General features: G+C 54.3%; 21 protein-coding genes. 19 read left to right on the forward strand and 2 right to left on the reverse strand.

Features of this window, described 5'->3' with window-relative positions; genetic code table 11:
• Positions 1–759: 759 nt before the first annotated feature.
• From lrhA to AC6I4B_RS07830, 15 genes are all read left to right on the forward strand, one after another.
• Positions 760–1701 carry a transcriptional regulator LrhA gene (lrhA, locus tag AC6I4B_RS07760; protein WP_497770780.1) on the forward strand — a complete coding sequence of 314 codons (942 nt, stop codon included), beginning with the start codon at positions 760–762 and terminating at the stop codon, positions 1699–1701.
• A 626-nt stretch (positions 1702–2327) separates the two neighbouring features.
• Positions 2328–2774 (forward strand): NADH-quinone oxidoreductase subunit NuoA, encoded by a 447-nt coding sequence (gene nuoA, locus AC6I4B_RS07765; RefSeq protein WP_497770781.1) that lies wholly within the window; start codon positions 2328–2330, stop codon positions 2772–2774.
• A gap of 15 nt (positions 2775–2789) precedes the next feature.
• Positions 2790–3464 carry an NADH-quinone oxidoreductase subunit NuoB gene (gene nuoB, locus AC6I4B_RS07770; RefSeq protein ID WP_002913178.1) on the forward strand — a complete coding sequence of 225 codons (675 nt, stop codon included), beginning with the start codon at positions 2790–2792 and terminating at the stop codon, positions 3462–3464.
• Positions 3465–3557: 93 nt separating this feature from the next.
• On the forward strand, positions 3558–5363 hold the full coding sequence (gene nuoC / locus AC6I4B_RS07775; RefSeq protein ID WP_497770783.1) for an NADH-quinone oxidoreductase subunit C/D: 1806 nt from the start codon (positions 3558–3560) through the stop codon (positions 5361–5363).
• A gap of 2 nt (positions 5364–5365) precedes the next feature.
• A complete protein-coding gene (gene nuoE, locus AC6I4B_RS07780) occupies positions 5366–5866 on the forward strand; it encodes an NADH-quinone oxidoreductase subunit NuoE (protein WP_497770785.1) in 501 nt (166 codons plus the stop codon).
• A complete protein-coding gene (nuoF, locus tag AC6I4B_RS07785) occupies positions 5863–7200 on the forward strand; it encodes an NADH-quinone oxidoreductase subunit NuoF (protein WP_497770787.1) in 1338 nt (445 codons plus the stop codon). The genes nuoE and nuoF overlap by 4 nt, the downstream gene beginning before the upstream one ends.
• 150 nt (positions 7201–7350) lie before the next feature.
• Positions 7351–10077 carry an NADH-quinone oxidoreductase subunit NuoG gene (gene nuoG, locus AC6I4B_RS07790; protein WP_497770788.1) on the forward strand — a complete coding sequence of 909 codons (2727 nt, stop codon included), beginning with the start codon at positions 7351–7353 and terminating at the stop codon, positions 10075–10077.
• Positions 10074–11051: an NADH-quinone oxidoreductase subunit NuoH gene (gene nuoH, locus AC6I4B_RS07795; protein WP_497770790.1), complete on the forward strand. Its 978-nt coding sequence runs from the start codon at positions 10074–10076 to the stop codon at positions 11049–11051. The genes nuoG and nuoH overlap by 4 nt, the downstream gene beginning before the upstream one ends.
• Before the next feature lie 14 nt (positions 11052–11065).
• Positions 11066–11608 (forward strand): NADH-quinone oxidoreductase subunit NuoI, encoded by a 543-nt coding sequence (gene nuoI, locus AC6I4B_RS07800; RefSeq protein WP_497770792.1) that lies wholly within the window; start codon positions 11066–11068, stop codon positions 11606–11608.
• 11 nt (positions 11609–11619) lie between these two features.
• Positions 11620–12174 (forward strand): NADH-quinone oxidoreductase subunit J, encoded by a 555-nt coding sequence (nuoJ, locus tag AC6I4B_RS07805; protein WP_497770793.1) that lies wholly within the window; start codon positions 11620–11622, stop codon positions 12172–12174.
• Complete coding sequence (nuoK, locus tag AC6I4B_RS07810) at positions 12171–12473, forward strand: NADH-quinone oxidoreductase subunit NuoK (protein ID WP_097161765.1); 303 nt, start codon at positions 12171–12173, stop codon at positions 12471–12473. The genes nuoJ and nuoK overlap by 4 nt, the downstream gene beginning before the upstream one ends.
• Positions 12470–14311, forward strand: coding sequence for an NADH-quinone oxidoreductase subunit L (nuoL, locus tag AC6I4B_RS07815; protein ID WP_497770795.1), 1842 nt, complete (start codon positions 12470–12472; stop codon positions 14309–14311). The genes nuoK and nuoL overlap by 4 nt, the downstream gene beginning before the upstream one ends.
• Positions 14312–14464: 153 nt before the next feature.
• Positions 14465–15994 (forward strand): NADH-quinone oxidoreductase subunit M, encoded by a 1530-nt coding sequence (gene nuoM, locus AC6I4B_RS07820; protein ID WP_497770796.1) that lies wholly within the window; start codon positions 14465–14467, stop codon positions 15992–15994.
• A gap of 6 nt (positions 15995–16000) precedes the next feature.
• Complete coding sequence (gene nuoN / locus AC6I4B_RS07825; RefSeq protein WP_497770798.1) at positions 16001–17458, forward strand: NADH-quinone oxidoreductase subunit NuoN; 1458 nt, start codon at positions 16001–16003, stop codon at positions 17456–17458.
• A 645-nt stretch (positions 17459–18103) separates the two neighbouring features.
• The gene (locus AC6I4B_RS07830) at positions 18104–18571 is read left to right on the forward strand and encodes a hypothetical protein (RefSeq protein ID WP_497770799.1); all 468 of its coding nucleotides are present in this window, start codon (positions 18104–18106) and stop codon (positions 18569–18571) included.
• 54 nt (positions 18572–18625) lie between these two features.
• Here AC6I4B_RS07830 and AC6I4B_RS07835 read toward each other — a convergent pair whose 3' ends face one another.
• Positions 18626–19630 (reverse strand): chemotaxis protein, encoded by a 1005-nt coding sequence (locus AC6I4B_RS07835; protein ID WP_497770801.1) that lies wholly within the window; start codon positions 19628–19630, stop codon positions 18626–18628.
• Positions 19631–19694: 64 nt separating this feature from the next.
• Positions 19695–20615 carry a ribonuclease BN gene (rbn, locus tag AC6I4B_RS07840; protein ID WP_497770802.1) on the reverse strand — a complete coding sequence of 307 codons (921 nt, stop codon included), beginning with the start codon at positions 20613–20615 and terminating at the stop codon, positions 19695–19697.
• 44 nt (positions 20616–20659) lie between these two features.
• Between rbn and AC6I4B_RS07845 the strand changes: the two genes are divergently transcribed.
• From AC6I4B_RS07845 to menH, 4 genes are all read left to right on the forward strand, one after another.
• Entirely contained in the window at positions 20660–21121 is a 462-nt protein-coding gene (locus AC6I4B_RS07845) for a GNAT family N-acetyltransferase (protein ID WP_497770804.1), read from the forward strand.
• Positions 21122–21252: 131 nt separating this feature from the next.
• Positions 21253–22545 (forward strand): isochorismate synthase MenF, encoded by a 1293-nt coding sequence (gene menF / locus AC6I4B_RS07850; RefSeq protein WP_497770805.1) that lies wholly within the window; start codon positions 21253–21255, stop codon positions 22543–22545.
• Between the two features lie 79 nt (positions 22546–22624).
• On the forward strand, positions 22625–24295 hold the full coding sequence (menD, locus tag AC6I4B_RS07855; protein WP_497770807.1) for a 2-succinyl-5-enolpyruvyl-6-hydroxy-3-cyclohexene-1-carboxylic-acid synthase: 1671 nt from the start codon (positions 22625–22627) through the stop codon (positions 24293–24295).
• On the forward strand, positions 24292–25056 hold the full coding sequence (gene menH / locus AC6I4B_RS07860; protein WP_497770809.1) for a 2-succinyl-6-hydroxy-2,4-cyclohexadiene-1-carboxylate synthase: 765 nt from the start codon (positions 24292–24294) through the stop codon (positions 25054–25056). The genes menD and menH overlap by 4 nt, the downstream gene beginning before the upstream one ends.
• Positions 25057–25063 lie beyond the last annotated feature (7 nt).

Consider the following 25063-nt stretch of genomic DNA (forward strand, 5'->3'; position numbering starts at 1 on the left):
TCTCATGACTATCATTATCTGATATTTTGCCTATTCATTGTTTAATAGTTCAATTAACCATTATTTTAATGAATTCCAGAGTTTATCTCTAATGTAAAAGAAAAGATTTAGCTTAGGTTATGTTTTTGCTGAAATAATTTAAGAACTCATCAATGATTTTAATATTTAATTAAATATCCGCTAATAAGTATTAGGCTTGATACTCATTAATGTGAAGTTGATGTTAATGGTTTCTTCAGATGAAAATTAATATTTTCTTATATTTTGAAAAGTATTTAAGGTGATTTGTTAGCTTTCTTAAATTGTTTTGATTCTAAACCGTTTTCATGTTTGAGATAGATCTTATGTAGACTTATAAAATTTATGGTTTTCGGTTAATATGTCTCCGCTTGTACGGCGCTAATCAACCCGTTCTGTTGATGGTTATCAGTGTTTTCTTTGTAATATGATGTTATTCAATGGGTTTGTTGCTTTTTTTATGCGCATGGCATTCTCCCTGATTCATTATCGCAATGTTGTTTCCTGCTGCTTCTTATGTGAAGCATCGCTCTGGGAGAGACAGATAAATAGTCATAGGGCTAAAAGATATATTGCGAAAGGAACTGTTGTTGATTGTAGCAGCAGACATTTTTAATACTGACGCTCGTCAGGTAGTCATTCGTCAACGGCTGATGAAAGATGATTTAAGGGATTAGCCTGAAATTTTTGAGTGCAGCATCAATAAGGCAGGTCGGTTTCCGCACCTGTAAGTGGATTAATATGATAAATGCCAATCGTCCGATACTGAATCTCGATCTTGACCTACTGAGAACTTTTGTTGCTGTTGCTGACTTAAGCACTTTTGCCGCCGCCGCCGCTGCTGTTCGTCGCACTCAATCTGCGGTAAGCCAGCAAATGCAGCGCCTGGAACAACTGGTCGGCAAAGAACTGTTTGCGCGCCACGGCCGCAATAAACTGCTGACTGAACACGGGATCCAACTGCTTGGCTACGCGCGAAAAATTTTGCGGTTCAATGACGAAGCATGTACATCATTAATGTTTAGCAGCCTTCAGGGGCAGCTTATATTAGGATCGTCTGACGAATCCTCTGACACTATTTTGCCGTTTCTGTTAAACCGCATCAGTTCGGCATACCCGAAGCTGGCGCTGGATGTTCGCGTAAAACGCCACTGTGTTATTGCCGAAATGCTCAAAGAGCAGCAGGTTGATTTAGCGTTAACCACGCACCCACTGGAAGGTTTTGAATCGACAGTCCTGCGTACGTCGCCTACGCTTTGGTACTGTGCCGCTGAGTTTACGTTGCGTCCTGAGGAGCCAGTACCGCTGGTGCTGCTCGACGATCCAAGTCCGTTCCGCGATATGATTATCCAAACGCTGGATCAAGCCGGTATCGCATGGCGTTTAGCGTACGTTGCTTCCACGCTTTCTGCCGTTCGTGCGGCAGTAAAAGCGGGTCTGGGGATTACCGGTCGCCCGGTTGAAATGATGAGCCCGGACCTTCGCGCGTTAGGTAAAGCTGAAGGGATGCCTATTTTGCCGGAAACTGAATACTGTTTGAGCTATAACCCAGACAGCGAAAATGAGCTGGCGGAGATGATTTTCCAGTCGCAGGAATCACGTCACGAGCCATGGACACTGGCAGGAATATATACTCCTGAAGAGGGGGAAAATTCACTCACGTTTAGCGGGGATATTGATTAACATCCCTGTTGAAATCTGGTAACAGAATGTAACTGCAAAAAAGAATCGTAGATGAAAAAAAAGTAGTTTACGGTTCTTTTTTTGTGCCTACGCGATAACAGGAAAAAAATAAATCAATTAATGTGATTGTAATCATATAATTAGAATTGTTTCCATATCTGTGAGCCGTATCATCACCCCTGAAGTCATATCTCCTGCTAATGTTAAAAAAACGGATAGATTGTTGCCGTTTTTTAGGCCGGATTAACAAAAGTGTGTCTTAGATCAAGAAAATACCCCTCATGAGGGGGGGGAATCCTCTGGAAATCCTGTCAAAATAGTAGAGTAATACTTGTTGTTGCTACAGAACGGACACGATTCACCAACCGGTAAACCGCAAGGTCAACGGAGTCGAATCGAATCAAAAGGCACGTAATGTTAATGAAGTGCACTTGATGTAAATTAATGTGAGGAAACTTTTGTTAAAGTTGACAAAAGGTTATAGAAAGGAGTAAAAAACCTCAACATTTTGCGGTCTATGTTTCGAATTGGGCTGTTTGTAGGTTTTTTAATCCTCCCCATGAATCGATGTAGCGTCCATCTGCCAGTAAGAGCAGAGGTGGTAATGCTACCTATTTGGTAAAGCTTTGTGTATGTCAACATCCACTGAAATCATCGCTCATCACTGGGCATTCGCTATCTTTCTTATCATTGCCATTGGTCTTTGCTGCTTGATGTTGATAGGCGGCTGGTACCTTGGTGGTCGCGCGCGCGCCAGAAGCAAAAATACCCCATTTGAATCGGGCATCGACTCTGTAGGCTCCGCACGTTTGCGTTTGTCGGCTAAGTTCTATCTGGTCGCCATGTTCTTCGTCATCTTCGACGTTGAAGCGCTTTACCTTTACGCCTGGTCAACGTCTATCCGTGAAAGCGGTTGGGTTGGCTTTGTCGAAGCCGCCATTTTCATATTTGTGCTGCTGGCTGGTCTGGTTTACCTCGTTCGCATTGGCGCGCTCGATTGGACGCCTGCGCGTTCTCGCCGCACGCTGGTAAACCCAGAAACCGACAGCGTCACTAACCGTAATACGCAGTAAAAGCGAGGCAATAAGATGGATTATACGCTCACCCGCATAGATCCTAACGGTGAGAACGACCGTTACCCCCTGCAAAAACAGGAGATAGTGACCGACCCTCTGGAGCAGGAGGTGAACAAAAGCGTGTATATGGGGAAACTCGAACACGCGTTGCATGACATGGTCAACTGGGGTCGTAAGAACTCAATCTGGCCATACAACTTCGGCCTTTCTTGCTGCTACGTAGAAATGGTGACGTCATTCACTGCGGTGCATGACGTTGCGCGTTTTGGTGCGGAAGTATTGCGTGCCTCGCCACGTCAGGCAGACCTGATGGTGGTCGCGGGGACTTGCTTCACCAAAATGGCCCCGGTTATTCAGCGTCTGTATGACCAGATGCTTGAGCCGAAGTGGGTGATTTCGATGGGTGCTTGCGCCAACTCCGGCGGCATGTACGACATTTACTCCGTCGTGCAGGGCGTCGATAAGTTTATTCCGGTAGATGTGTATATTCCTGGCTGTCCACCGCGCCCGGAAGCCTACATGCAAGCGCTGATGCTGCTACAGGAATCGATTGGTAAAGAGCGTCGTCCACTGTCGTGGGTGGTTGGCGATCAGGGCGTGTACCGCGCCAACATGCAGTCGGAACGCGAGCGTAAACGCGGCGAACGTATTGCGGTGACCAATCTGCGGACGCCGGACGAGATTTAATTTGCGCCTGCGGGCAGTGGCACGTTTTTCACTTCGCAAATCAATATACAACAGCGCGAAGCCACGCCCGGCAGTCACCACGGACCTTTTGCAATGGTGAACAATATGACCGATTTAACCGCGCATGATGCAGCCGCATGGCAAACCCGCGATCACCTTGATGATCCGGTCATCGGCGAACTGCGCAACCGTTTTGGGCCGGATGCTTTTACTGTTCAGGCGACCCGCACCGGGATACCTGTCGTTTGGGTCAAGCGCGAACAGCTGCTGGAAATTGGCGATTTTCTGAAGAAACTGCCAAAACCTTACGTCATGCTGTTTGACTTACACGGCATGGACGAACGTCTTCGCACTCACCGCCAGGGCCTGCCTGCGGCGGATTTCTCCGTTTTCTACCACCTGATTTCCATTGAACGCAATCGCGACATCATGCTCAAGGTGGCGTTGTCTGAAAACGACCTGAATGTGCCGACACTGACCAAACTGTTCCCGAACGCCAACTGGTATGAGCGTGAAACGTGGGAAATGTTTGGCATCACCTTTAACGGCCACCCGAATCTGCGTCGCATCATGATGCCGCCAACCTGGGAAGGCCACCCGCTGCGTAAAGACTACCCCGCGCGCGCCACCGAATTCGACCCGTTTGAGCTGACTAAAGCCAAGCAGGATCTGGAAATGGAAGCGCTGACCTTCAAACCTGAAGAGTGGGGCATGAAGCGTGGCACCGAAAACGAGGACTTCATGTTCCTCAACCTCGGCCCTAACCACCCGTCTGCGCACGGTGCGTTCCGTATTATTCTGCAGTTGGATGGCGAAGAGATTGTCGATTGCGTACCCGATATCGGCTACCACCATCGTGGTGCTGAGAAAATGGGCGAGCGTCAATCCTGGCACAGCTACATTCCGTACACTGACCGTATCGAGTACCTCGGCGGCTGCGTGAATGAAATGCCTTACGTGCTGGCAGTGGAAAAACTGGCGGGCATCACCGTACCAGACAGAGTTAACGTGATTCGCGTGATGCTCTCTGAGTTATTCCGCATCAACAGCCACCTGCTGTACATCTCGACCTTTATTCAGGACGTTGGCGCGATGACGCCGGTATTCTTCGCCTTCACCGACCGTCAGAAGATTTACGACCTGGTTGAAGCGATTACCGGTTTCCGTATGCACCCAGCCTGGTTCCGTATTGGCGGCGTCGCGCACGACCTGCCGAGAGGCTGGGATCGTCTGCTGCGTGAATTCCTTGAGTGGATGCCAAAACGTCTCGACTCTTACGAAAAAGCCGCGCTGCGTAACTCCATCCTGATTGGCCGTTCGAAAGGCGTTGCTGCATATACCGCCAAAGAAGCGCTGGAGTGGGGCACTACCGGTGCTGGCCTGCGCGCTACCGGTATTGACTTCGACGTACGTAAATGGCGTCCGTACTCTGGCTATGAAAACTTCGACTTTGAAATCCCGACCGGCGGTGGCGTATCTGACTGCTACACCCGCGTGATGCTCAAAGTCGAAGAGCTGCGCCAGAGCCTGCGTATTCTTCAGCAGTGCCTCGACAACATGCCGGAAGGCCCGTTCAAAGCGGATCACCCGCTGACTACGCCGCCGCCGAAAGAGCGCACGCTGCAACATATCGAAACCCTGATTACGCACTTCCTGCAAGTGTCGTGGGGGCCGGTGATGCCAGCCCAGGAATCCTTCCAGATGGTGGAAGCGACTAAGGGTATTAACAGTTACTACCTGACCAGCGACGGCAGCACCATGAGCTACCGCACCCGTATCCGTACGCCGAGCTATGCGCACTTGCAGCAGATTCCGTCGGCAATTCGTGGCAGCCTGGTATCAGACCTTATTGTCTATCTGGGTAGTATCGATTTTGTTATGTCAGACGTGGACCGCTAATTATGCACGAGAATCAACAACCACAAACCGAGGCTTTTGAGCTGAGTGCGGCAGAGCGTGAAGCCATTGAGCACGAGAAGCACCACTACGAAGACCCGCGTGCGGCGTCCATCGAAGCGCTGAAAATCGTTCAGAAACAGCGCGGCTGGGTGCCGGACGGGGCTATTTACTCGATTGCTGACGTGCTGGGTATTCCGGCAAGCGACGTTGAAGGCGTGGCGACGTTCTACAGCCAAATCTTCCGCCAGCCGGTTGGCCGCCATGTGATTCGCTACTGCGACAGCGTGGTATGCCACATTACCGGTTATCAGGGGATTCAGGCCGCGTTAGAGCAGAAGCTCAATATTAAACCAGGGCAGACGACTTTCGATGGCCGCTTTACGCTGCTGCCGACCTGCTGCCTGGGGAACTGTGACAAAGGGCCGAACATGATGATTGATGAGGATACTCACAGCCATCTGACCCCGGAAGCCATCCCTGAACTCCTGGAGCGGTATAAATGAAAAACGTTATCCGTACTCCCGAAACGCATCCGCTGACCTGGCGTCTGCGTGATGACAAACAGCCAGTTTGGCTGGACGAATACCGTAGCAAAAACGGCTACGAAGGCGCGCGTAAGGCGTTAACGGGGTTGTCCCCGGACGACATCGTGAACCAGGTAAAAGACGCGGGCCTGAAAGGGCGTGGCGGCGCAGGCTTTTCGACTGGCCTGAAATGGAGCCTGATGCCGAAAGACGAGTCCATGAACATCCGTTACCTGCTGTGTAACGCCGATGAAATGGAACCGGGCACTTATAAAGACCGCCTGCTGATGGAACAACTGCCGCACCTGCTGGTGGAAGGCATGTTGATCTCCGCGTTTGCGCTGAAAGCGTACCGTGGCTACATCTTCCTGCGCGGTGAATATATCGAAGCGGCGGTGCATCTGCGTCGGGCGATTGCGGAAGCGACCGAAGCCGGTCTGCTCGGCAAAAACATTATGGGCACGGGCTTTGACTTTGAGCTGTTCGTGCACACCGGCGCGGGGCGTTATATCTGCGGTGAAGAAACCGCACTGATTAACTCGCTCGAAGGGCGTCGCGCAAACCCTCGCTCCAAGCCTCCGTTCCCGGCAAGCTCCGGCGTCTGGGGTAAACCGACCTGCGTTAACAACGTCGAAACCCTGTGCAACGTGCCAGCGATCCTCGCCAACGGCGTGGAGTGGTATCAGAACATTTCGAAGAGCAAAGATGCGGGCACGAAGCTGATGGGCTTCTCTGGCCGCGTGAAAAATCCGGGCCTGTGGGAATTACCGTTTGGCACGACCGCGCGTGAAATCCTCGAAGATTACGCCGGTGGGATGCGCGACGGCCTGAAATTCAAAGCCTGGCAACCGGGTGGCGCAGGGACGGACTTCCTGACCGAAGCGCACCTTGACCTGCCGATGGAATTTGAAAGCATCGGCAAAGCGGGTAGCCGTCTGGGTACGGCGCTGGCGATGGCAGTAGACCATGAAATTGGCATGGTCGGGTTGGTGCGTAACCTGGAAGAGTTCTTTGCTCGTGAGTCGTGCGGCTGGTGTACGCCGTGCCGTGACGGCCTGCCGTGGAGCGTAAAAATTCTGCGTGCGCTGGAAAAAGGCGAAGGCCAGCCTGGGGATATCGAAACTCTTGAGCAACTGTGTCGATTCTTAGGCCCAGGCAAAACCTTCTGCGCACACGCGCCAGGTGCGGTAGAGCCGCTCCAGAGCGCGATTAAATATTTCCGCGAAGAATTCGAGGCTGGCATTAAGCAGCAGTTCAGCAATACCCATGCGATTCATGGGATTCAGCCGAACCTGCTTAAAGCGCGCTGGTAATTTTCGCCCCTTACCCTAACCCTCTCCTCTACGGGAGAGGGGATGAACCGAAGCAGGTTTCTCCCTCACCTTTTGGGGCGAGGGGCGGGGTGAAGGGAAAGATTTTCGATTAACGCTCAGTCTTTGACTGGGCCAACTGGAAGCATGCTAATGGCTACAATTCATGTAGACGGCAAAGAATATGAGGTTAACGGGGCGGACAACCTGCTACAGGCATGTCTCTCCCTCGGCCTTGATATTCCCTATTTTTGCTGGCATCCGGCGCTCGGGAGCGTCGGTGCTTGCCGCCAGTGTGCGGTGAAGCAATATCAAAACGCGGAAGACACGCGTGGCCGCCTGGTGATGTCCTGTATGACACCGGCATCAGATGGCACTTTTATCTCAATCGACGACGCCGAAGCGAAGCAGTTCCGTGAAAGCGTGGTGGAGTGGTTGATGCTCAACCACCCGCACGATTGCCCAGTATGTGAAGAAGGCGGTAACTGCCATTTACAAGATATGACCGTCATGACGGGTCATAGCTTCCGTCGTTATCGTTTTACCAAACGTACCCACCGCAATCAGGATTTGGGGCCGTTCATCTCGCATGAAATGAACCGCTGCATCGCCTGCTACCGCTGCGTGCGTTACTACAAAGATTACGCCGACGGTACAGACCTGGGCGTTTATGGCGCGCACGATAACGTCTACTTTGGTCGCCCGGAAGATGGCACGCTGGAAAGCGAATTTTCCGGCAACCTGGTAGAAATCTGCCCGACCGGTGTTTTCACCGACAAAACGCACTCCGAGCGTTACAACCGTAAATGGGACATGCAGTTTGCGCCAAGCATCTGCCAGCAATGCTCGCTGGGTTGTAACACCAGCCCTGGCGAACGTTACGGTGAACTGCGTCGTATCGAAAACCGCTACAACGGTACGGTTAACCACTACTTCCTTTGCGACCGTGGTCGTTTCGGCTATGGCTATGTGAACCTGAAAGACCGTCCACGCCAGCCGGTACAACTGCGCGGCAACGATGTCATCACCCTCAACGCCGAACAGGCGATGCAGGGCGCGGCGGATATTCTGCGCCAGTCGAAGAAAGTGATTGGTATCGGCTCCCCGCGCGCTAGCGTCGAAAGCAACTTTGCGCTGCGTGAACTGGTGGGTGCGGATAACTTCTACACCGGCATCGCCAAAGGCGAGCAGGAACGTCTACAGCTGGCGCTGAAAGTGCTGCGCGAAGGCGGCATTCATACTCCGGCACTACGCGATATTGAATCTTACGATGCGGTGCTGATTCTGGGCGAAGACATCACCCAGACCGGCGCGCGCGTTTCGCTGGCGGTACGTCAGGCGGTGAAAGGTAAAGCGCGTGAAATGGCAGCGGCACAGAAAGTGGCTGACTGGCAGATTGCAGCGATCCTCAACATCGGCCAGCGCGCTAAACACCCGCTGTTTGTCACCAACGTTGATAACACGCGTCTGGATGATATTGCGGCGTGGACTTACCGTGCACCGGTTGAAGATCAGGCGCGTTTAGGCTTTGCCATCGCTCATGCGCTGGATAACAGTGCACCGGCGGTAGACGGCATCGACCGTGACCTGCAAAACAAAATCGACGTGATTGTCCAGGCGTTAGCCGGGGCCAAAAAACCGCTGATTATTTCCGGCACTAACGCCGGAAGCGCCGAGGTGATTCAGGCCGCCGCGAACGTGGCGAAAGCGCTGAAATCTCGCGGCTCTGATGTGGGCATCACCATGATTGCCCGCGCGGTAAACAGCATGGGTCTTGGCATGATTGGCGGCGGTTCGCTCGACGACGCGCTAAACGAGCTGGAAAGCGGTGCTGCAGACGCGGTCATCGTGCTGGAAAACGATCTGCATCGTCATGCTTCAGCAAGCCGCGTAGACGCAGCACTTTCTAAAGCGCCGCTGGTGATGGTAATTGACCATCAGCGCACGGCGATTATGGACAAAGCGCACCTGGTGCTGCCGGCGGCAAGTTTCGCTGAAAGCGACGGGACGGTTATCAACAACGAAGGCCGCGCTCAGCGTTTCTTCCAGGTTTATGACCCCGCGTACTACGACAACAAAACGATCATGCTGGAAAGCTGGCGCTGGCTGCACTCGCTGCACAGCACTCTGGAAAGCCGTCAGGTGGACTGGACGCAGCTTGACCACGTGATTGACGCAGTGGTCGAAAAACTGCCGCAACTGGCTGGGATTAAAAATGCCGCGCCGGATGCCAGCTTCCGCATTCGTGGTCAGAAACTGGCGCGTGAACCGCACCGCTACAGTGGGCGCACCGCAATGCGCGCCAACATCAGCGTGCATGAGCCGCGTCAGCCGCAGGACAAAGACACCATGTTCGCCTTCTCGATGGAAGGGAACAACCAGCCAGGCGCGCCGCGTTCGCAAATTCCATTTGCATGGGCACCAGGCTGGAACTCCCCGCAGGCATGGAACAAATTCCAGGCTGAGGTGGGTGGTCATCTGCGTCACGGCGACCCGGGCGTGCGTTTGATTGAAGCGTCTGAAAATGGCCTTGAATACTTCACCACCGTTCCGGCTGGTTTCCAGGCACAAGAGGGCACATGGCGTATCGCACCGTATTACCATCTGTTTGGTAGCGATGAAATGTCCCAGCGCTCGCCGGTATTCCAGCAGCGTATGCCGCAGCCGTACATCAAACTCAACCCGGCGGATGCCGCTAAGTTGGGCGTGAATGACGGGGCGAAAATTGCATTTAGCTATGACGGTCAAACGGTCACGCTGCCGCTGGTGATTTCGGAAGGTCTGACGGCAGGGCAGGTCGGCTTGCCAATGGGCATGCCGGGCATCGCGCCAGTTCTGGCGGGCGCACGTCTTGAAAATCTGCGGGAGGCACAGCAATGAGTTGGTTAACACCGGATCTGATTGAGATCCTGCTCAGCATTCTCAAGGCCGTGGTCATCCTGTTGGTTGTCGTCACCTGTGGCGCGTTCATGAGTTTTGGTGAGCGTCGTCTGCTCGGTCTGTTCCAGAACCGTTATGGGCCAAACCGTGTCGGCTGGGGCGGATCGCTCCAGCTGGTTGCCGATATGATCAAAATGTTCTTTAAAGAGGACTGGGTTCCGAAATTTACGGACCGCATGATCTTTACCCTGGCACCGGTTATCGCCTTTACCTCGCTGCTGCTGGCCTTCGCGATTGTACCGGTCAGCCCAAGCTGGGTGGTTGCCGACCTCAACATCGGGATCCTGTTCTTCCTGATGATGGCGGGTTTGGCGGTTTACGCGGTGCTGTTCGCGGGCTGGTCGAGTAACAACAAATACTCGCTGCTGGGCGCAATGCGTGCTTCTGCGCAGACGCTGAGCTACGAAGTGTTCCTCGGTCTTTCCCTGATGGGCGTGGTGGCGCAAGCCGGTTCCTTTAACATGACCGACATCGTCAATAACCAGGCCGACATCTGGAACGTCATTCCGCAGTTCTTTGGTTTTGTGACCTTTGCGATTGCTGGCGTGGCGGTGTGTCACCGCCACCCGTTTGACCAACCGGAAGCCGAGCAGGAACTGGCGGATGGCTACCACATTGAATATTCCGGCATGAAGTTCGGCCTGTTCTTTGTCGGTGAATACATCGGTATCGTGACCGTATCCGCACTGATTGTGACGCTGTTCTTCGGTGGCTGGCATGGCCCGTTCTTACCGCCGTTCATCTGGTTCGCGCTGAAAACCGCGTTCTTTATGATGATGTTCATTTTGATTCGCGCCTCATTACCGCGTCCGCGTTATGACCAGGTAATGTCCTTCGGCTGGAAAGTGTGCCTGCCGCTGACGCTAATCAACTTGCTGGTAACGGCCGCTGTCATTCTCTGGCAGCAGCCATAAGGGGCGAAGAGACCATGACCTTAAAAGAATTAGTAGTAGGTTTCGGCACCCAGGTTCGCAGTATCTGGATGATTGGCCTACATGCGTTCGCCAAACGCGAAACGCAAATGTACCCGGAAGAGCCGGTGTATCTGCCGCCGCGCTATCGTGGCCGTATCGTGCTAACGCGCGACCCGGACGGCGATGAGCGCTGCGTCGCCTGTAACCTTTGCGCGGTTGCCTGCCCGGTGGGCTGCATCTCGCTGCAAAAAGCAGAAACCAAAGATGGCCGCTGGTATCCGGAGTTTTTCCGTATCAACTTCTCTCGCTGCATCTTCTGCGGTATGTGTGAAGAGGCGTGCCCGACCACGGCGATTCAGTTGACCCCAGACTTTGAACTGGGCGAATACAAACGTCAGGATCTGGTGTACGAGAAAGAGGATCTGCTGATTTCCGGTCCGGGCAAATACCCGGAATATAACTTCTACCGGATGGCGGGTATGGCAATCGACGGCAAAGATAAGGGCGAGGCTGAAAATGAGGCCAAACCTATCGACGTCAAGAGCCTGTTACCTTAAGGAGAGGGGCAATGGAATTCGCTTTTTATATCTGTGGCCTTATCGCCATCCTCGCCACGCTGCGAGTGATTACGCACACTAATCCGGTACACGCCTTGCTGTACCTGATTATCTCCCTGCTGGCGATTGCCGGGGTGTTCTTCTCGCTGGGCGCGTACTTCGCCGGGGCGCTGGAAATCATCGTCTACGCTGGGGCCATCATGGTGCTGTTCGTGTTCGTGGTGATGATGCTCAACCTCGGTGGGGCAGAAGTCGCTCAGGAACGCCAATGGCTGAAACCGCAAATCTGGATCGGCCCTGCGCTGCTCTCTGCCGTGCTGCTGGCGGTGATGATTTACGCCATTCTGGGCGTTAACGACCAGGGTATTGATGGTAACGCCATCGGCGCCAAAGAAGTCGGTATCACCCTGTTCGGGCCATACGTTCTGGCGGTTGAACTGGCATCGATGCTGCTGCTGGCAGGCCTGGTTGTGGCCTTCCATATTGGCCGCGAAGATCGTCAAGGCGAGCTTATCAGCAACCGCCCTAACGACAGCGCGAAAAGAAAAACGGAGGAGCACGCATGATCCCCTTAACCCATGGACTGATCCTCGCCGCGATTTTGTTTGTTCTGGGCTTAACCGGTCTGGTTATCCGCCGCAACCTGCTGTTTATGCTGATTGGGCTGGAAATCATGATTAACGCCGCCGCGCTGGCCTTTGTGGTCGCCGGTAGCTACTGGGGCCAGACCGATGGTCAGGTGATGTATATTCTCGCTATCAGCCTTGCGGCTGCGGAAGCGAGTATTGGCCTGGCGCTGCTGCTGCAGCTCCATCGTCGCCGCCAGAACCTGAACATCGATTCAGTAAGTGAGTTGCGCGGATGAATATGCTTGCCTTAACCATTATTTTGCCATTGATTGGCTTTGTTCTGCTGGCTTTCTCCCGTGGGCGCTGGTCGGAAAACCTCTCCGCCACCGTGGGCGTTGGCTCGATTGGCCTGGCCGCGCTGGTGACGGCATTGGTCGGTATGGATTTCTTCGCTAACGGCAAACAGGCGGTCAACGTGCCGCTGTGGACGTGGATGTCGGTCGGTGATTTCAACATCGGTTTCAACCTGGTGCTGGATGGCCTGTCGCTGACCATGCTTTCTGTGGTCACCGGCGTCGGCTTCCTGATCCACATGTTCGCCTCCTGGTACATGCGCGGTGAAGAGGGCTACTCCCGCTTCTTCGCCTACACCAACCTGTTTATCGCCAGCATGGTCATTCTGGTGCTGGCAGACAACCTGCTGTTGATGTACCTCGGTTGGGAAGGCGTGGGCCTGTGCTCGTATCTGCTGATTGGTTTCTACTATACCGATCCGAAGAATGGCGCAGCCGCCATGAAAGCGTTCGTTGTTACCCGTGTGGGTGACGTGTTCCTCGCGTTCGCGTTGTTCATTCTCTACAACGAACTGGGCACGCTGAATTTCCGCGAAATGGTTGAACTGGCACCACAGCACTTTGCTGCGGGCAACAACATGCTGATGTGGGCAACCCTGATGCTGTTGGGCGGTGCGGTCGGTAAATCGGCGCAGTTGCCGTTGCAGACCTGGCTTGCTGACGCGATGGCAGGCCCAACGCCTGTCTCCGCGCTGATTCACGCTGCAACGATGGTCACCGCAGGTGTTTACCTGATTGCGCGTACCCACGGCCTGTTCCTGATGACCCCAGAAATCCTGCATCTGGTGGGGATTATTGGGGCGATTACGCTGGTGCTGGCAGGTTTTGCCGCGCTGGTACAAACCGACATCAAACGTGTACTGGCTTACTCCACCATGAGCCAGATTGGCTACATGTTCCTGGCGTTAGGCGTACAGGCGTGGGATGCGGCGATTTTCCACCTGATGACGCACGCCTTCTTTAAAGCACTGCTGTTCCTGGCGTCTGGCTCGGTTATCCTTGCCTGCCACCACGAGCAGAACATCTTTAAGATGGGCGGTCTGCGTAAATCTATTCCGCTGGTGTATGCCTGCTTCCTGATTGGCGGCGCGGCGCTGTCTGCGCTGCCGCTGATTACCGCAGGCTTCTTCAGTAAAGATGAGATTCTGGCAGGGGCAATGGCGAACGGTCATATCAACCTGATGGTGGCGGGCCTTGTGGGCGCGTTTATGACCTCGCTGTATACCTTCCGTATGATTTTCATCGTGTTCCACGGGAAAGAACAGATTCACGCTCACGCAGGGAAGGGGATTACCCACCACCTGCCGCTGATTGTGCTGATGATCCTCTCTACCTTTGTTGGCGCGCTGATTGTGCCGCCGCTGCAAGGTGTGCTGCCTGCAACTACGGAGCTTGAGCACGGCCACGTTCTGACGCTGGAAATTACCTCCGGTGTGGTCGCGATTGCAGGCATCCTGATTGCCGCATGGCTGTGGCTGGGCAAACGGACTCTGGTGACTGCCATTGCTAACAGCGGCCCAGGCCGTCTGCTGGGCACCTGGTGGTACAACGCCTGGGGCTTCGACTGGCTGTACGACAAAGTGTTCATTAAACCGTTCCTTGGTGTGGCGTGGCTGCTGAAACGCGATCCGCTGAATGCGTTGATGAATATTCCGGCTATCTTGTCACGCTTTGCGGGCAAAGGGCTGGTGTTGAGCGAGAACGGTTATCTGCGTTGGTATGTGGCTTCCATGAGCATCGGTGCTGTTGTGGTACTGGCGCTGCTGATGGTACTGCGTTGAGTTTGATTGTTTTGTGAGTGTCGGATGGCGTTGCGCTTATCCGACCTACGATTCTGTAGGCCCGGCAAGCGAAGCGCCACCGGGCAAACATACCGACAATCAGAAGTGAAAATCAGGTCCTGTAGAGGACTTTAACAAGGAATAAAGATCGCCATGTTATTACCCTGGCTAATACTGATTCCCTTTATCGGTGGCTTCCTGTGCTGGCAGACCGAACGCTTTGGCGTGAAGATGCCGCGCTGGATTGCGCTGATTACCATGGGACTGACGCTGGCGCTGTCGCTGCAACTGTGGTTGCAGGGCGGTTACTCACTGACGCAATCCACCGGCTTGCCGCAGTGGCAGTCTGAGTTCATCCTGCCGTGGATCCCACGCTTTGGTATCTCGGTCCATCTGGCTCTCGACGGGCTGTCGCTGCTGATGGTGGTGCTGACCGGCCTGCTGGGCGTGCTGGCGGTGCTCTGTTCCTGGAATGAAATCCAGAAATATCAGGGCTTCTTCCACCTCAACCTGATGTGGATTTTGGGCGGCGTTATCGGCGTGTTCCTCGCCATCGACATGTTCCTGTTCTTCTTCTTCTGGGAGATGATGCTGGTTCCGATGTACTTCCTGATTGCGCTGTGGGGGCATAAAGCGTCCGACGGTAAAACGCGCATCACGGCGGCGACCAAGTTCTTCATCTATACCCAGGCGAGCGGCCTGGTAATGCTGATTGCTATTCTGGCGCTGGTGTTTGTTCACCACGACGCGACCGGCATCTGGACGTTCGACTATCAGGATCTGCTGAAAACGCCAATGTCTCACGGCGTAGAATATCTGCTGATGCTGGGCTTCTTTATCGCCTTCGCGGTGAAAATGCCAGTGGTTCCGCTGCACGGTTGGCTGCCGGATGCGCACTCTCAGGCACCAACGGCGGGTTCCGTTGACCTGGCGGGGATCTTGCTGAAAACGGCGGCCTACGGTCTGCTGCGTTTCGCGCTGCCGCTGTTCCCGAACGCTTCCGCCGAATTTGCGCCGATTGCCATGTGGCTGGGCGTGATTGGTATCTTCTACGGCGCGTGGATGGCGTTTACGCAATACGACATCAAACGCCTGATTGCTTACACCTCCGTTTCCCACATGGGCTTCGTGCTGATTGCCATCTACACCGGCAGCCAGTTGGCGTACCAGGGCGCGGTGATTCAGATGATTGCTCACGGCTTGTCGGCTGCGGGTCTGTTCATTCTGTGTGGTCAGCTTTACGAGCGCTTGCACACGCGTGACATGCGCCAGATGGGCGGCCTGTGGAGCAAAATTAAGTGGTTGCCAGCCTGTTCGCTGTTCTTCGCTGTCGCCACGCTGGGGATGCCGGGGACTGGTAACTTCGTCGGCGAATTTATGATCCTGTTCGGCAGCTTCCACGTTGTGCCGATGATTACCGTCATCTCCACTTTCGGTCTGGTTTTCGCGTCCGTTTACTCGCTGGCGATGCTGCACCGCGCTTACTTCGGTAAAGCGAAAAGTGACATTGCGGCCAAAGAGCTGCCAGGGATGTCGCTGCGTGAACTGTTCATCGTTTTACTGCTGGTTGTGCTTCTGGTTCTGCTGGGCTTCTACCCGCAGCCGATTCTGGACACATCACACTCTGCGATGGGCAATATTCAGCAGTGGTTTGTTAATTCTGTTTCTACTACAAGGCCGTAAATCGCCATGACAATAACTCCACAACAACTGATCGCGCTACTACCGCTGCTGATCGTCGGCTTGACGGTGGTGGTTGTGATGCTCTCCATTGCGTGGCGACGCAATCACTTCCTCAATGCTACGCTTGCGGTTATCGGGCTGAACGTGGCGCTGGTTTCGCTCTGGTTTGTTGGCCAGGCGGGGGCGATGGATGTGACGCCGCTGATGCGCGTTGATGGCTACGCCATGCTCTACACTGGGTTGGTGCTGCTGGCGAGCCTCGCGACCTGTACTTTTGCCTACCCGTGGCTGGAAGGCTACCCGGATAACAAAGAAGAGTTCTACCTGCTGGTGCTGATTGCCGCGCTGGGTGGCATTCTGCTGGCGAACGCGAACCATCTGGCGGCGCTGTTCCTCGGGATTGAGCTTATCTCACTGCCGCTGTTTGGCTTGATTGGCTATGCCTTCCGTCAAAAACGTTCGCTTGAAGCGAGCATCAAGTACACCATTCTGTCGGCGGCGGCGTCATCGTTCCTGCTGTTCGGTATGGCGCTGCTGTATGCTCAGTCCGGTAGCCTGTCGTTTGTGACGCTCGGTAAGAGCCTCGGCGATGGAATGCTGCATGAGCCGCTGCTGCTGGCGGGCCTCGGCATGATGATTGTCGGCCTCGGCTTTAAGCTCTCTCTCGTTCCGTTCCACCTGTGGACGCCAGATGTTTACCAGGGCGCGCCTGCGCCGGTTTCCACCTTCCTGGCGACGGCGAGTAAAATCGCTATCTTCGGTGTGGTGATGCGTCTGTTCCTGTACGCGCCGGTAGGCGATAGCGAAGCGGTACGCGTGGTGCTGGGGATTATCGCCTTTGCTTCGATCATCTTCGGTAACCTGATGGCGCTGAGCCAGACCAATATTAAACGTCTGCTCGGTTACTCCTCCATCTCGCACCTCGGCTACCTGCTGGTAGCACTGATTGCGCTGCACAGCGGTGAAATGTCGATGGAAACCGTGGGCGTTTATCTGGCCGGTTACCTGTTCAGCAGCCTCGGTGCGTTCGGCGTGGTGAGCCTGATGTCCAGCCCGTATCGTGGCCCGGATGCCGATTCGCTGTTCTCTTACCGTGGTCTGTTCTGGAAGCGTCCGGTTCTGGCCGCCGTGATGACGGTGATGATGCTGTCGTTGGCCGGCATCCCGATGACGTTGGGCTTTATCGGTAAATTCTACGTGCTGGCGGTCGGTGTGCAGGCACACCTGTGGTGGTTGGTTGGCGCGGTCGTTGTTGGTTCGGCTATCGGCCTCTACTACTACCTGCGTGTGGCGGTAAGCCTGTACCTCAGTGCGCCGCAGCAGCCAGGCCGTGATGCTCCGTCTGACTGGCAGTACAGTGCGGGCGGTATCGTCGTACTGATTTCTGCACTGCTGGTGCTGGTGTTGGGTATTTACCCGCAGCCGCTGATTAGCATTGTGCAGATGGCGATGCCGCTGATGTAAGGCTAAACGCCGATTTATCGGTAATGTTTGTCAGTTAAATGCCACATTCCGTTCACCTGATGTTTTGTAGAACATGAAGCATCTGTACCGGTGAACGGGTTAAGGGGGACTGCCAGTCCCCCTTAACAATCCCCTCAGCCCCGCAGGGAAATCAGTGCTTCGCACTATGCTCGCCTGTGAACTCCAGCCTGCGGCACGGCGAAACTCGACTTCCTGTCTCGGTTTGCTTCAGCCCGCCATCCCTGGCGGTCTGACCTTGTCTTCCTTTCTCTGGCTCGCCGATCTCCATCGGGGACTCATCGGTTTCAGCCACGCTGGTTCTGGCTAATCATTCAAAGACCGCAACTAACCGCGAGACTGAAAGCAGAAATCCCCTTAACTGACAAGTATTACCGATTTATCGGCGGTTTTTGTATGGCTGAAGAACGGTATGGTTTGGTAGAACCAGATAATCTATTTTTATTATTCTAGTCAATGTATTCATTTATATTATTGATAGTGTTGGTTTTTTGCAGTGAAAATGAATACGGTGAGACAGTTATCTTTTATTTTGGTGTTTAGTCGATAAGCTGCAGATAGTTTGTTTTATCCATGGTTTTCATAAAGTTAATAATATAATTTGATTATTAATTTATCGTGATGTGAATGTCTTATAAGGTAGGGAAGGGCTTATGGCTGTTTATCACCTTAGTACTCGAATGGGCTAATATGAAAAGAATATGTTTAATTGTGCCAATTTTATTTTTGTCCGCATGTACTTTACAGGCCAGTGTTACGCCCGAAGACGATGTGTTGCAAGATGCTATAGTGGGTGTGAATTATTATGGCGAAATTAAAATCACTGGTGGAAAAGTTTCTGTTCTTGATTACGATGCGATGAGTGAGCGTTTTGTGGGGACAATTTCCCCGACGAATAGCGGATTATATATTCAGCGTTGTAATGGAGATAACTCTAATAATAACTGCGTACAAATTAGAGGAAATCCGACGAAACCAGGGATAGTTAAAATCCGTGTGGCGGGCGGGCTGTTCGGTACCAATATCGCCACCGGTGGCGAGTTTGACAAAACCTATACCATTACCATTCTTAAAGCAGCCAATATTTCGGGCTAGCCTGCATCGTATGGGTCTTAACGGATGTCTGTTTCCAGGCATCCGTTTTTACGATTAAACGGAATGCAACTGGCTGGTCTGTGAATTATTTTCTCGGCCGTTTGTGCGATTCAGCACTTTCTCAATCACCGCCGCCAGCTCGTTAATCTCAAATTTCGCCACATAACCATCCGCATTCACTTTGCGGACATGATCCTCATTGGCATTGCCGGAAAGCGACGAGTGGATCACTACCGGAATATTGCGCAGGCGCGGATCGCTTTTGATCTTGCGGGTGAGCGTAAAGCCGTCCATCTCTGGCATTTCCAGATCGGTCAACACCATCGCAATCTTATCGCTGACAGGCACACCTTCTTTCTCGGCTTCCCGCGCCAGCAGTTCAATTTTCTCCCACGCCTCTTTACCGGTAACGTGTAGCTGAGCCGGAATGTTCATGGCTTGCAGGCCATGCTCCAGCATCGCGCGGGCGACTTTTGAATCTTCCGCGACGATGGTCGTGGCTCCCGGACGAATATTGAACTGCCGTGGTTTCAGCTCTTTGGCGTGCAGATCGTGATCCGCAGGGGTAATGTCATAGAGAATTTGCTCAACGTCGAGAACCATTGCCAGGTTGTTGCTATCCTTGTGATCGTCGAGACAGGCGATGCTGGTGATATATTTACCGTTTACCGCTTTCTCGGCGGTATGGATTTGCGCCCAGTCGAGGCGAATAATATTATCCACTGACTCAACGGCAAACGCCTGGATGCTACGGGCATATTCGGTAATTAATAGAATATTTAAGCCGCTTGCAGGCGTGCAGCCCGTGACAGCGGCGAGATCGATAACTGGGATAATCTGGTTGCGAATATTCACCATTCCCATCAACGGTGGCTTAATACCGGCGGGGCGGGTAAACGTTGGCATTGGCACAATTTCCCGCAGCTTAAAGACGTTGATACCGTACAACTCCGAAGTCTCGCTCTGCGCAGATGCGCCCAGCCTGAATAACAACAGCTCAAAACGGTTGGACTGGGTCAGGTTGGCCCTGTCGTCGATATCCTTTTGGAATTTATCCATGATGCCCTCAGCGTGAAAAATCATACACTCCATATATTAATTATCGGCACGACGGAGAAAAACGTTATTTTAGGCTGAAAATAGCGAAGTCCTCCGCCAGTTCACAGGCCGGAAAAATACGGCGGCATTCGGCTAACAGACGGCGGCAGCCCTCAGCGTCGTAGCGGGAACTCACGTGGGTGACTATCAACTGTTTAGCGTTGGCTGCTCGTGCTAATTGGGCGGTCTGATCGGTTGACGAATGCCCACGACTGTTGGCTTTCTCTGCCATTGCCGCTTCCAGCGTCACCTCATGTACCATCACATCGACATCCTTTGCCAGTGCCAACGCTGACTCGCACGGCGCAGTATCGCCAAAAATGGCCACTTTTTTACCAGGCGTCGGCGCGGAGATAAAATCGGCACCGTTAATCACCCTCCCGTCGGGCAGTGTCACGCTCGCACCGGCTTTTAATTGCTGGAACAGCGGGCCGGGCGACACCCCGGCGGCAATGAGCCGTTTAGCATCCAATGCCCCTGGTTTATCGTGTTCCTCAACGCGAAAACCGTAGCACTCAACGGGGTGATTGAGCGGGTAAGCGGTCACTTTGCGCAGCCCATCGTCAACGATTTCGCCGCCGCTAATTTCCACAATATCGAGCGGGAAGTCTGTCCATGAGCCGCTCAACCGCAGGCTGGTTTCGACGAACTCTTTCAGCCCCTTCGGGCCATACAGCGTCAGCGGCAGCATGTTACCGGCCATCGACCGGCTACAGATAAGCCCTGGCAGACCAAACAAATGGTCGCCGTGCAGGTGGCTAATAAAAATGCGCCCGATTTTTCCCGGATGATAATCGGTATGCAACAGTTGATGCTGTGTACCTTCGCCACAGTCGAAAAGCCACAGCTCAGGTTGCGTCGGATGTTGCAGATGCAGCAGCATTGCTGTTACGTTGCGGGTTCGGGTTGGCACGCCCGCAGATGTGCCTAAAAACGTCAATTGCATAGCGCCGCGCCTCTGGCGGTAAAAAAAGGTCTAAGGAGCCTACCATGATTCGCTGGCAAGATTTGCACCATTCAGAATTAACCGTCCCAACGCTGTACGCGTTGCTCAAATTGCGTAGCGAAGTGTTTGTGGTAGAGCAGGCCTGCGTTTATCTGGATATCGATGGGGATGATTTAGTCGGCGAAAACCGCCATATTCTCGGCTGGAAAGACGACACGCTGGTGGCTTACGCGCGTATTCTGGTCAGTGCTGATGATATTGAGCCGGTGGTGATTGGCCGTGTGATAGTCAGCCCACAGGTGCGCGGCGAACGGCTGGGTTATCAACTGATGAATCAGGCGCTCGCGACTTGCCAACAGCACTGGCCGGAGCGGGCTATCTATCTCGGTGCGCAGGCGCATTTGCAAGATTTTTATGCTCATTTCGGCTTCAGCGCGGTGACCGGCGTCTATGATGAAGATGGTATTGCGCATATCGGCATGGCGCGCGATAGCCAACCGGCGTGAGCATAAAAGCCGCAGTGCGTTGTTTTTCGGTGCGATTTTTCTAACTTGCGTCTTCACTCCCTACTCGTGGGTACTGCATTTTATGCCCAGTACCCCGTATACTATGTGGTTTTTAAGATAGGGAGGTTCGCGTGCAATCCATTTCCGCTGCGTTGCAGAGCCTGTCAGGGCTTCTGGCAGTCGATTTTCCAGCCTCACCTGGCACGCGAACGATTGACGTCACTTTCCCTCTGAACGATGCCTTTGACCCGCTAGCCTGGCTAAGCGCCCAGGCCGTTTGGCCGCAGTTTTACTGGCAGCAGCGTCACGGCAATGACGAGATGGCCGCCCTTGGTGCGGCAGTTTCGTTCCCCTCTCTGGCGCAGGCCGAACACTTTTTATCCCAGCAGCAAGCCGACGATATTCGTATCTGCGGCCTGAATGGCTTTGATTTCAAACAGGTGCAGTTTTTTTTGCCTCGCCTGGAGTGGCGGCGCGAAGGCGGCGTGGCAACGCTTAGAGTAAACCTGTCGAGCGACACCTCCCTGAATGCCGATGCTCAAGCGGCGCGGGCGCTGATAGCGGCATTATTGCCCTACGGCGCGCAGAACACGGCGAAGATGGAACTCGTCAGCGAGGTGCATCGCCCGGGCCAAACCGGCTGGCGGCACTTGGTTGAACAGGCCACGCATGCCATTGCCGGAGGGGAATTCACGAAAGTGGTTCTCGCCCGCGCGACGGATTTAACCTTCACCACGCCGTTGAATCCTGCGGCGTTAATGGCCGCCAGCCGCCGGGTTAACCTGCACTGCTATCACTTTTTTATGGCTTTTGATGCTCAACAGGCATTTTTCGGCTCATCACCCGAGCGCCTGTGGCGTCGGCGTGGTCTTGAGCTTAAAACCGAAGCGCTGGCGGGCACGGTCGCGAATCATCCCGACTCAGAGCAGGCGCAGCATCTGGCCGACTGGCTAATGGCGGATGATAAAAACCAGCGTGAAAACATGCTAGTCGTGGAAGATATCTGCCAGCGTTTGCAGGAACACGTTAATGCGCTGGAAGTCCTGCCTGCCGAAACCATTCGTTTGAGAAATGTTCAGCATTTGCGGCGTGTTATCCAGGCTAAGCTGAAAGTAGCGGATGACGAATGTTGCCTGCTGCAACTGCAACCCACGGCGGCGGTAGCGGGGCTACCGCGAGCGCAGGCGTTTGATTTTATTGATGGCTTCGAACCTTTTGCCCGTGAATGGTATGCCGGTTCGGCGGGCTATCTCTCCCGGCGGCAAAGCGAGTTCTGCGTTACGCTGCGTTCAGCCAAAGCCACCGGCAATACGCTGCGCCTGTACGCAGGGGCGGGCATCGTTGAGGGGTCAGACCCACAGCAGGAATGGCAGGAAATAGAAAACAAAGCGGCGGGTCTACGCTCATTGCTGTTCTCTGAATAGAACATTACCGATTCATATCAAAATTCTACCGTGTCGTAGTATTTATACTGAGTCGCACTATTTGATACCGGACAATTTCATGTCAGTAAGCGCATTTAACCGACGCTGGGCGGCGGTGATCCTTGAAGCATTAACCCGTCATGGCGTGCGGCATATCTGCATCGCGCCGGGGTCACGATCAACACCGTTAACGCTGGCGGCGGCTGAGAATCGCACTTTTATTCACCACACGCATTTTGACGAGCGCGGCCTGGGGCATTTGGCGTTAGGGCTGGCGAAAGTCAGCAAACAGCCGGTTGCGGTGATCGTCACGTCCGGTACGGCGGTGGCGAATCTCTATCCTGCGCTGATTGAAGCAGGGCTGACCGGCGAGAAAATTATCCTCCTTACCGCAGACCGCCCGCCAGAGCTGATTGACTGCGGCGCGAATCAGGCGATTCGCCAGGCGGGAATGTTCGCTTCGCACCCATCACAAACGATCTCTTTACCGCGCCCGAGCCAGGATATCCCTGCTCGCTGGCTGGTTTCTGTCGTCGATGACGCGCTAGGTTCGCTTCATGCAGGCGGCGTGCACATCAATTGCCCGTTTGCCGAACCGCTGTATGGCGACATGGACGACACCGGTCTTGCCTGGCAGCAGACGCTGGGCAACTGGTGGCATAGCGATAAACCTTGGCTTCGCGAAATGTTGCATCAAGAAAGCGCCATCCAGCGCGACTGGTTCTTCTGGCGTCAAAAGCGCGGTGTCGTCGTTGCCGGAAGAATGAGCGCAGAGGAGGGTAAACTCGTCGCCGAATGGGCGAAAACCCTGGGCTGGCCGCTGATTGGCGATGTGCTCTCGCAAACCGGACAACCTTTGCCCTGTGCTGACCTCTGGTTAAGCAATCCGGCGGCGGTGAACGAGCTACAGCAGGCGCAAATCGTGGTGCAGCTCGGCAGCAGCTTAACCGGCAAGCGGGTGCTGCAATGGCAACTGGCCTGTGAGCCGGACGAATACTGGCTGGTGGACAACATCACCGGTCGTCTTGACCCCGCGCACCATCGCGGGCGTCGACTAGTGTGTGAAATTGCCCTGTGGCTGGAACAGCATCCGGCTGAAAAACGCACGCCGTGGTGCTCGGTTATTCCTGCGCTTTCCGCGCAAGCCTGGCAGTTGGTGAGTGCGCAGCGTGAACACTTTGGCGAAGCGCAACTGGCACACCGTATTCGTCAGTATCTGCCGGATCAAGGCCAGTTATTTGTCGGCAATAGCCTGGTGGTGCGCCTGATTGACGCGCTAGGCCAGCTCCCGGCGGGCTATCCGGTTTACAGTAACCGTGGCGCGAGCGGCATTGATGGCCTGATCTCGACAGCCGCTGGTGTGCAGCGCGCCAGCGCTCGGCCTACGCTTGCGATAGTGGGCGACCTTTCGGCGCTGTATGACCTTAACGCGCTAGCGCTGCTGCGCCAGGTTTCCGCGCCAATGGTGCTGATTGTGGTCAACAACAACGGCGGGCAGATTTTCTCTCTGCTGCCGACGCCAGTGGAAGAACGCGAGCGTTTTTATGCGATGCCGCAAAACGTCCACTTTGAACACGCCGCGAAAATGTTTGGTTTGCGCTACCAGCAGCCGCAAGACTGGGACGCGCTGGAATCCGCGTTGAACGCCGCCTGGCGCACGCCTGCTACCACCGTGATTGAACTGGTGGTGAATGAAACTGACGGCGCGCAGACCCTGCAACATCTTCTGGCGCAGGTTAGCCAACTATGATTTTGCACGCCGTCGCCCAACAGGTCGATCCCGCCCAACCGTGGCTGGTCTTTCTGCACGGTTTTTCCGGCGACCATCGTGAATGGCAGCCGGTCGGTGAACGCTTTGCGCAAGTCAACCGGCTGTATATTGACCTTCCCGGTCACGGCGGTTCGGCTGCGGTGCGGGTTGCCGGTTTTGCGCAAATGCGTGATTGCCTGCACGCAACGCTACTTAGTTACAACATACTCAACTACTGGCTGGTCGGTTACTCGCTCGGTGGGCGTATTGCGCTGCATTACGCCTGCTGCGCGCAGCCGGAAGACGGCCTGGCAGGGGTGATTGTCGAAGGCGCTCACCCTGGCCTTACCGATGCCGCCGAGCGCACCGCGCGCTGGCACAATGACCAGCAATGGGCGCAACGCTTTGCAAAACAGCCGCTGGCAGAGGCGTTTTTCGCCTGGTATCAACAGCCGGTTTTTGCCAGCCTCACGGCAGCACAGCGTGAAGCGCTGGTGGCCTTGCGCCAGCACAACGACGGCAAGGCGCTGGCAGCAATGCTGCTTGCCACCTCGCTGGCGGTGCAAGATGACCTGGCTCCGGCGCTGCAACAGCGTTCTTTTCCCTTCTGGTATCTCTGTGGTGAGCACGACAGCAAGTTTCGGGCCATTGCCGAACGGCTCTCGTTTCCTTGCCACATTATTCGTAATGCGGGACACAACGCACACCGGGAAAACCCGGCTGACGTCGCGGCGTGTCTGGCGCAGATTCTGCCTCTCTGACTATAGG

Source organism: Kluyvera fluvialis, from assembly GCF_059725275.1.

Excerpts from the sequence above, each read along its gene's own strand:
- lrhA (WP_497770780.1), top strand. The coding sequence starts at position 760 with ATGATAAATGCCAATCGTCCGATACTGAATCTCGATCTTGACCTACTG.
- nuoB (WP_002913178.1), top strand. The coding sequence starts at position 2,790 with ATGGATTATACGCTCACCCGCATAGATCCTAACGGTGAGAACGACCGT.
- nuoC (WP_497770783.1), top strand. The coding sequence starts at position 3,558 with ATGGTGAACAATATGACCGATTTAACCGCGCATGATGCAGCCGCATGG.
- nuoE (WP_497770785.1), top strand. The coding sequence starts at position 5,366 with ATGCACGAGAATCAACAACCACAAACCGAGGCTTTTGAGCTGAGTGCG.
- nuoF (WP_497770787.1), top strand. The coding sequence starts at position 5,863 with ATGAAAAACGTTATCCGTACTCCCGAAACGCATCCGCTGACCTGGCGT.
- nuoG (WP_497770788.1), top strand. The coding sequence starts at position 7,351 with ATGGCTACAATTCATGTAGACGGCAAAGAATATGAGGTTAACGGGGCG.
- nuoH (WP_497770790.1), top strand. The coding sequence starts at position 10,074 with ATGAGTTGGTTAACACCGGATCTGATTGAGATCCTGCTCAGCATTCTC.
- nuoI (WP_497770792.1), top strand. The coding sequence starts at position 11,066 with ATGACCTTAAAAGAATTAGTAGTAGGTTTCGGCACCCAGGTTCGCAGT.
- nuoJ (WP_497770793.1), top strand. The coding sequence starts at position 11,620 with ATGGAATTCGCTTTTTATATCTGTGGCCTTATCGCCATCCTCGCCACG.
- nuoK (WP_097161765.1), top strand. The coding sequence starts at position 12,171 with ATGATCCCCTTAACCCATGGACTGATCCTCGCCGCGATTTTGTTTGTT.
- nuoL (WP_497770795.1), top strand. The coding sequence starts at position 12,470 with ATGAATATGCTTGCCTTAACCATTATTTTGCCATTGATTGGCTTTGTT.
- nuoM (WP_497770796.1), top strand. The coding sequence starts at position 14,465 with ATGTTATTACCCTGGCTAATACTGATTCCCTTTATCGGTGGCTTCCTG.
- nuoN (WP_497770798.1), top strand. The coding sequence starts at position 16,001 with ATGACAATAACTCCACAACAACTGATCGCGCTACTACCGCTGCTGATC.
- AC6I4B_RS07830 (WP_497770799.1), top strand. The coding sequence starts at position 18,104 with ATGTCTTATAAGGTAGGGAAGGGCTTATGGCTGTTTATCACCTTAGTA.
- AC6I4B_RS07835 (WP_497770801.1), bottom strand. The coding sequence starts at position 19,630 with ATGGATAAATTCCAAAAGGATATCGACGACAGGGCCAACCTGACCCAG.
- rbn (WP_497770802.1), bottom strand. The coding sequence starts at position 20,615 with ATGCAATTGACGTTTTTAGGCACATCTGCGGGCGTGCCAACCCGAACC.
- AC6I4B_RS07845 (WP_497770804.1), top strand. The coding sequence starts at position 20,660 with ATGATTCGCTGGCAAGATTTGCACCATTCAGAATTAACCGTCCCAACG.
- menD (WP_497770807.1), top strand. The coding sequence starts at position 22,625 with ATGTCAGTAAGCGCATTTAACCGACGCTGGGCGGCGGTGATCCTTGAA.
- menH (WP_497770809.1), top strand. The coding sequence starts at position 24,292 with ATGATTTTGCACGCCGTCGCCCAACAGGTCGATCCCGCCCAACCGTGG.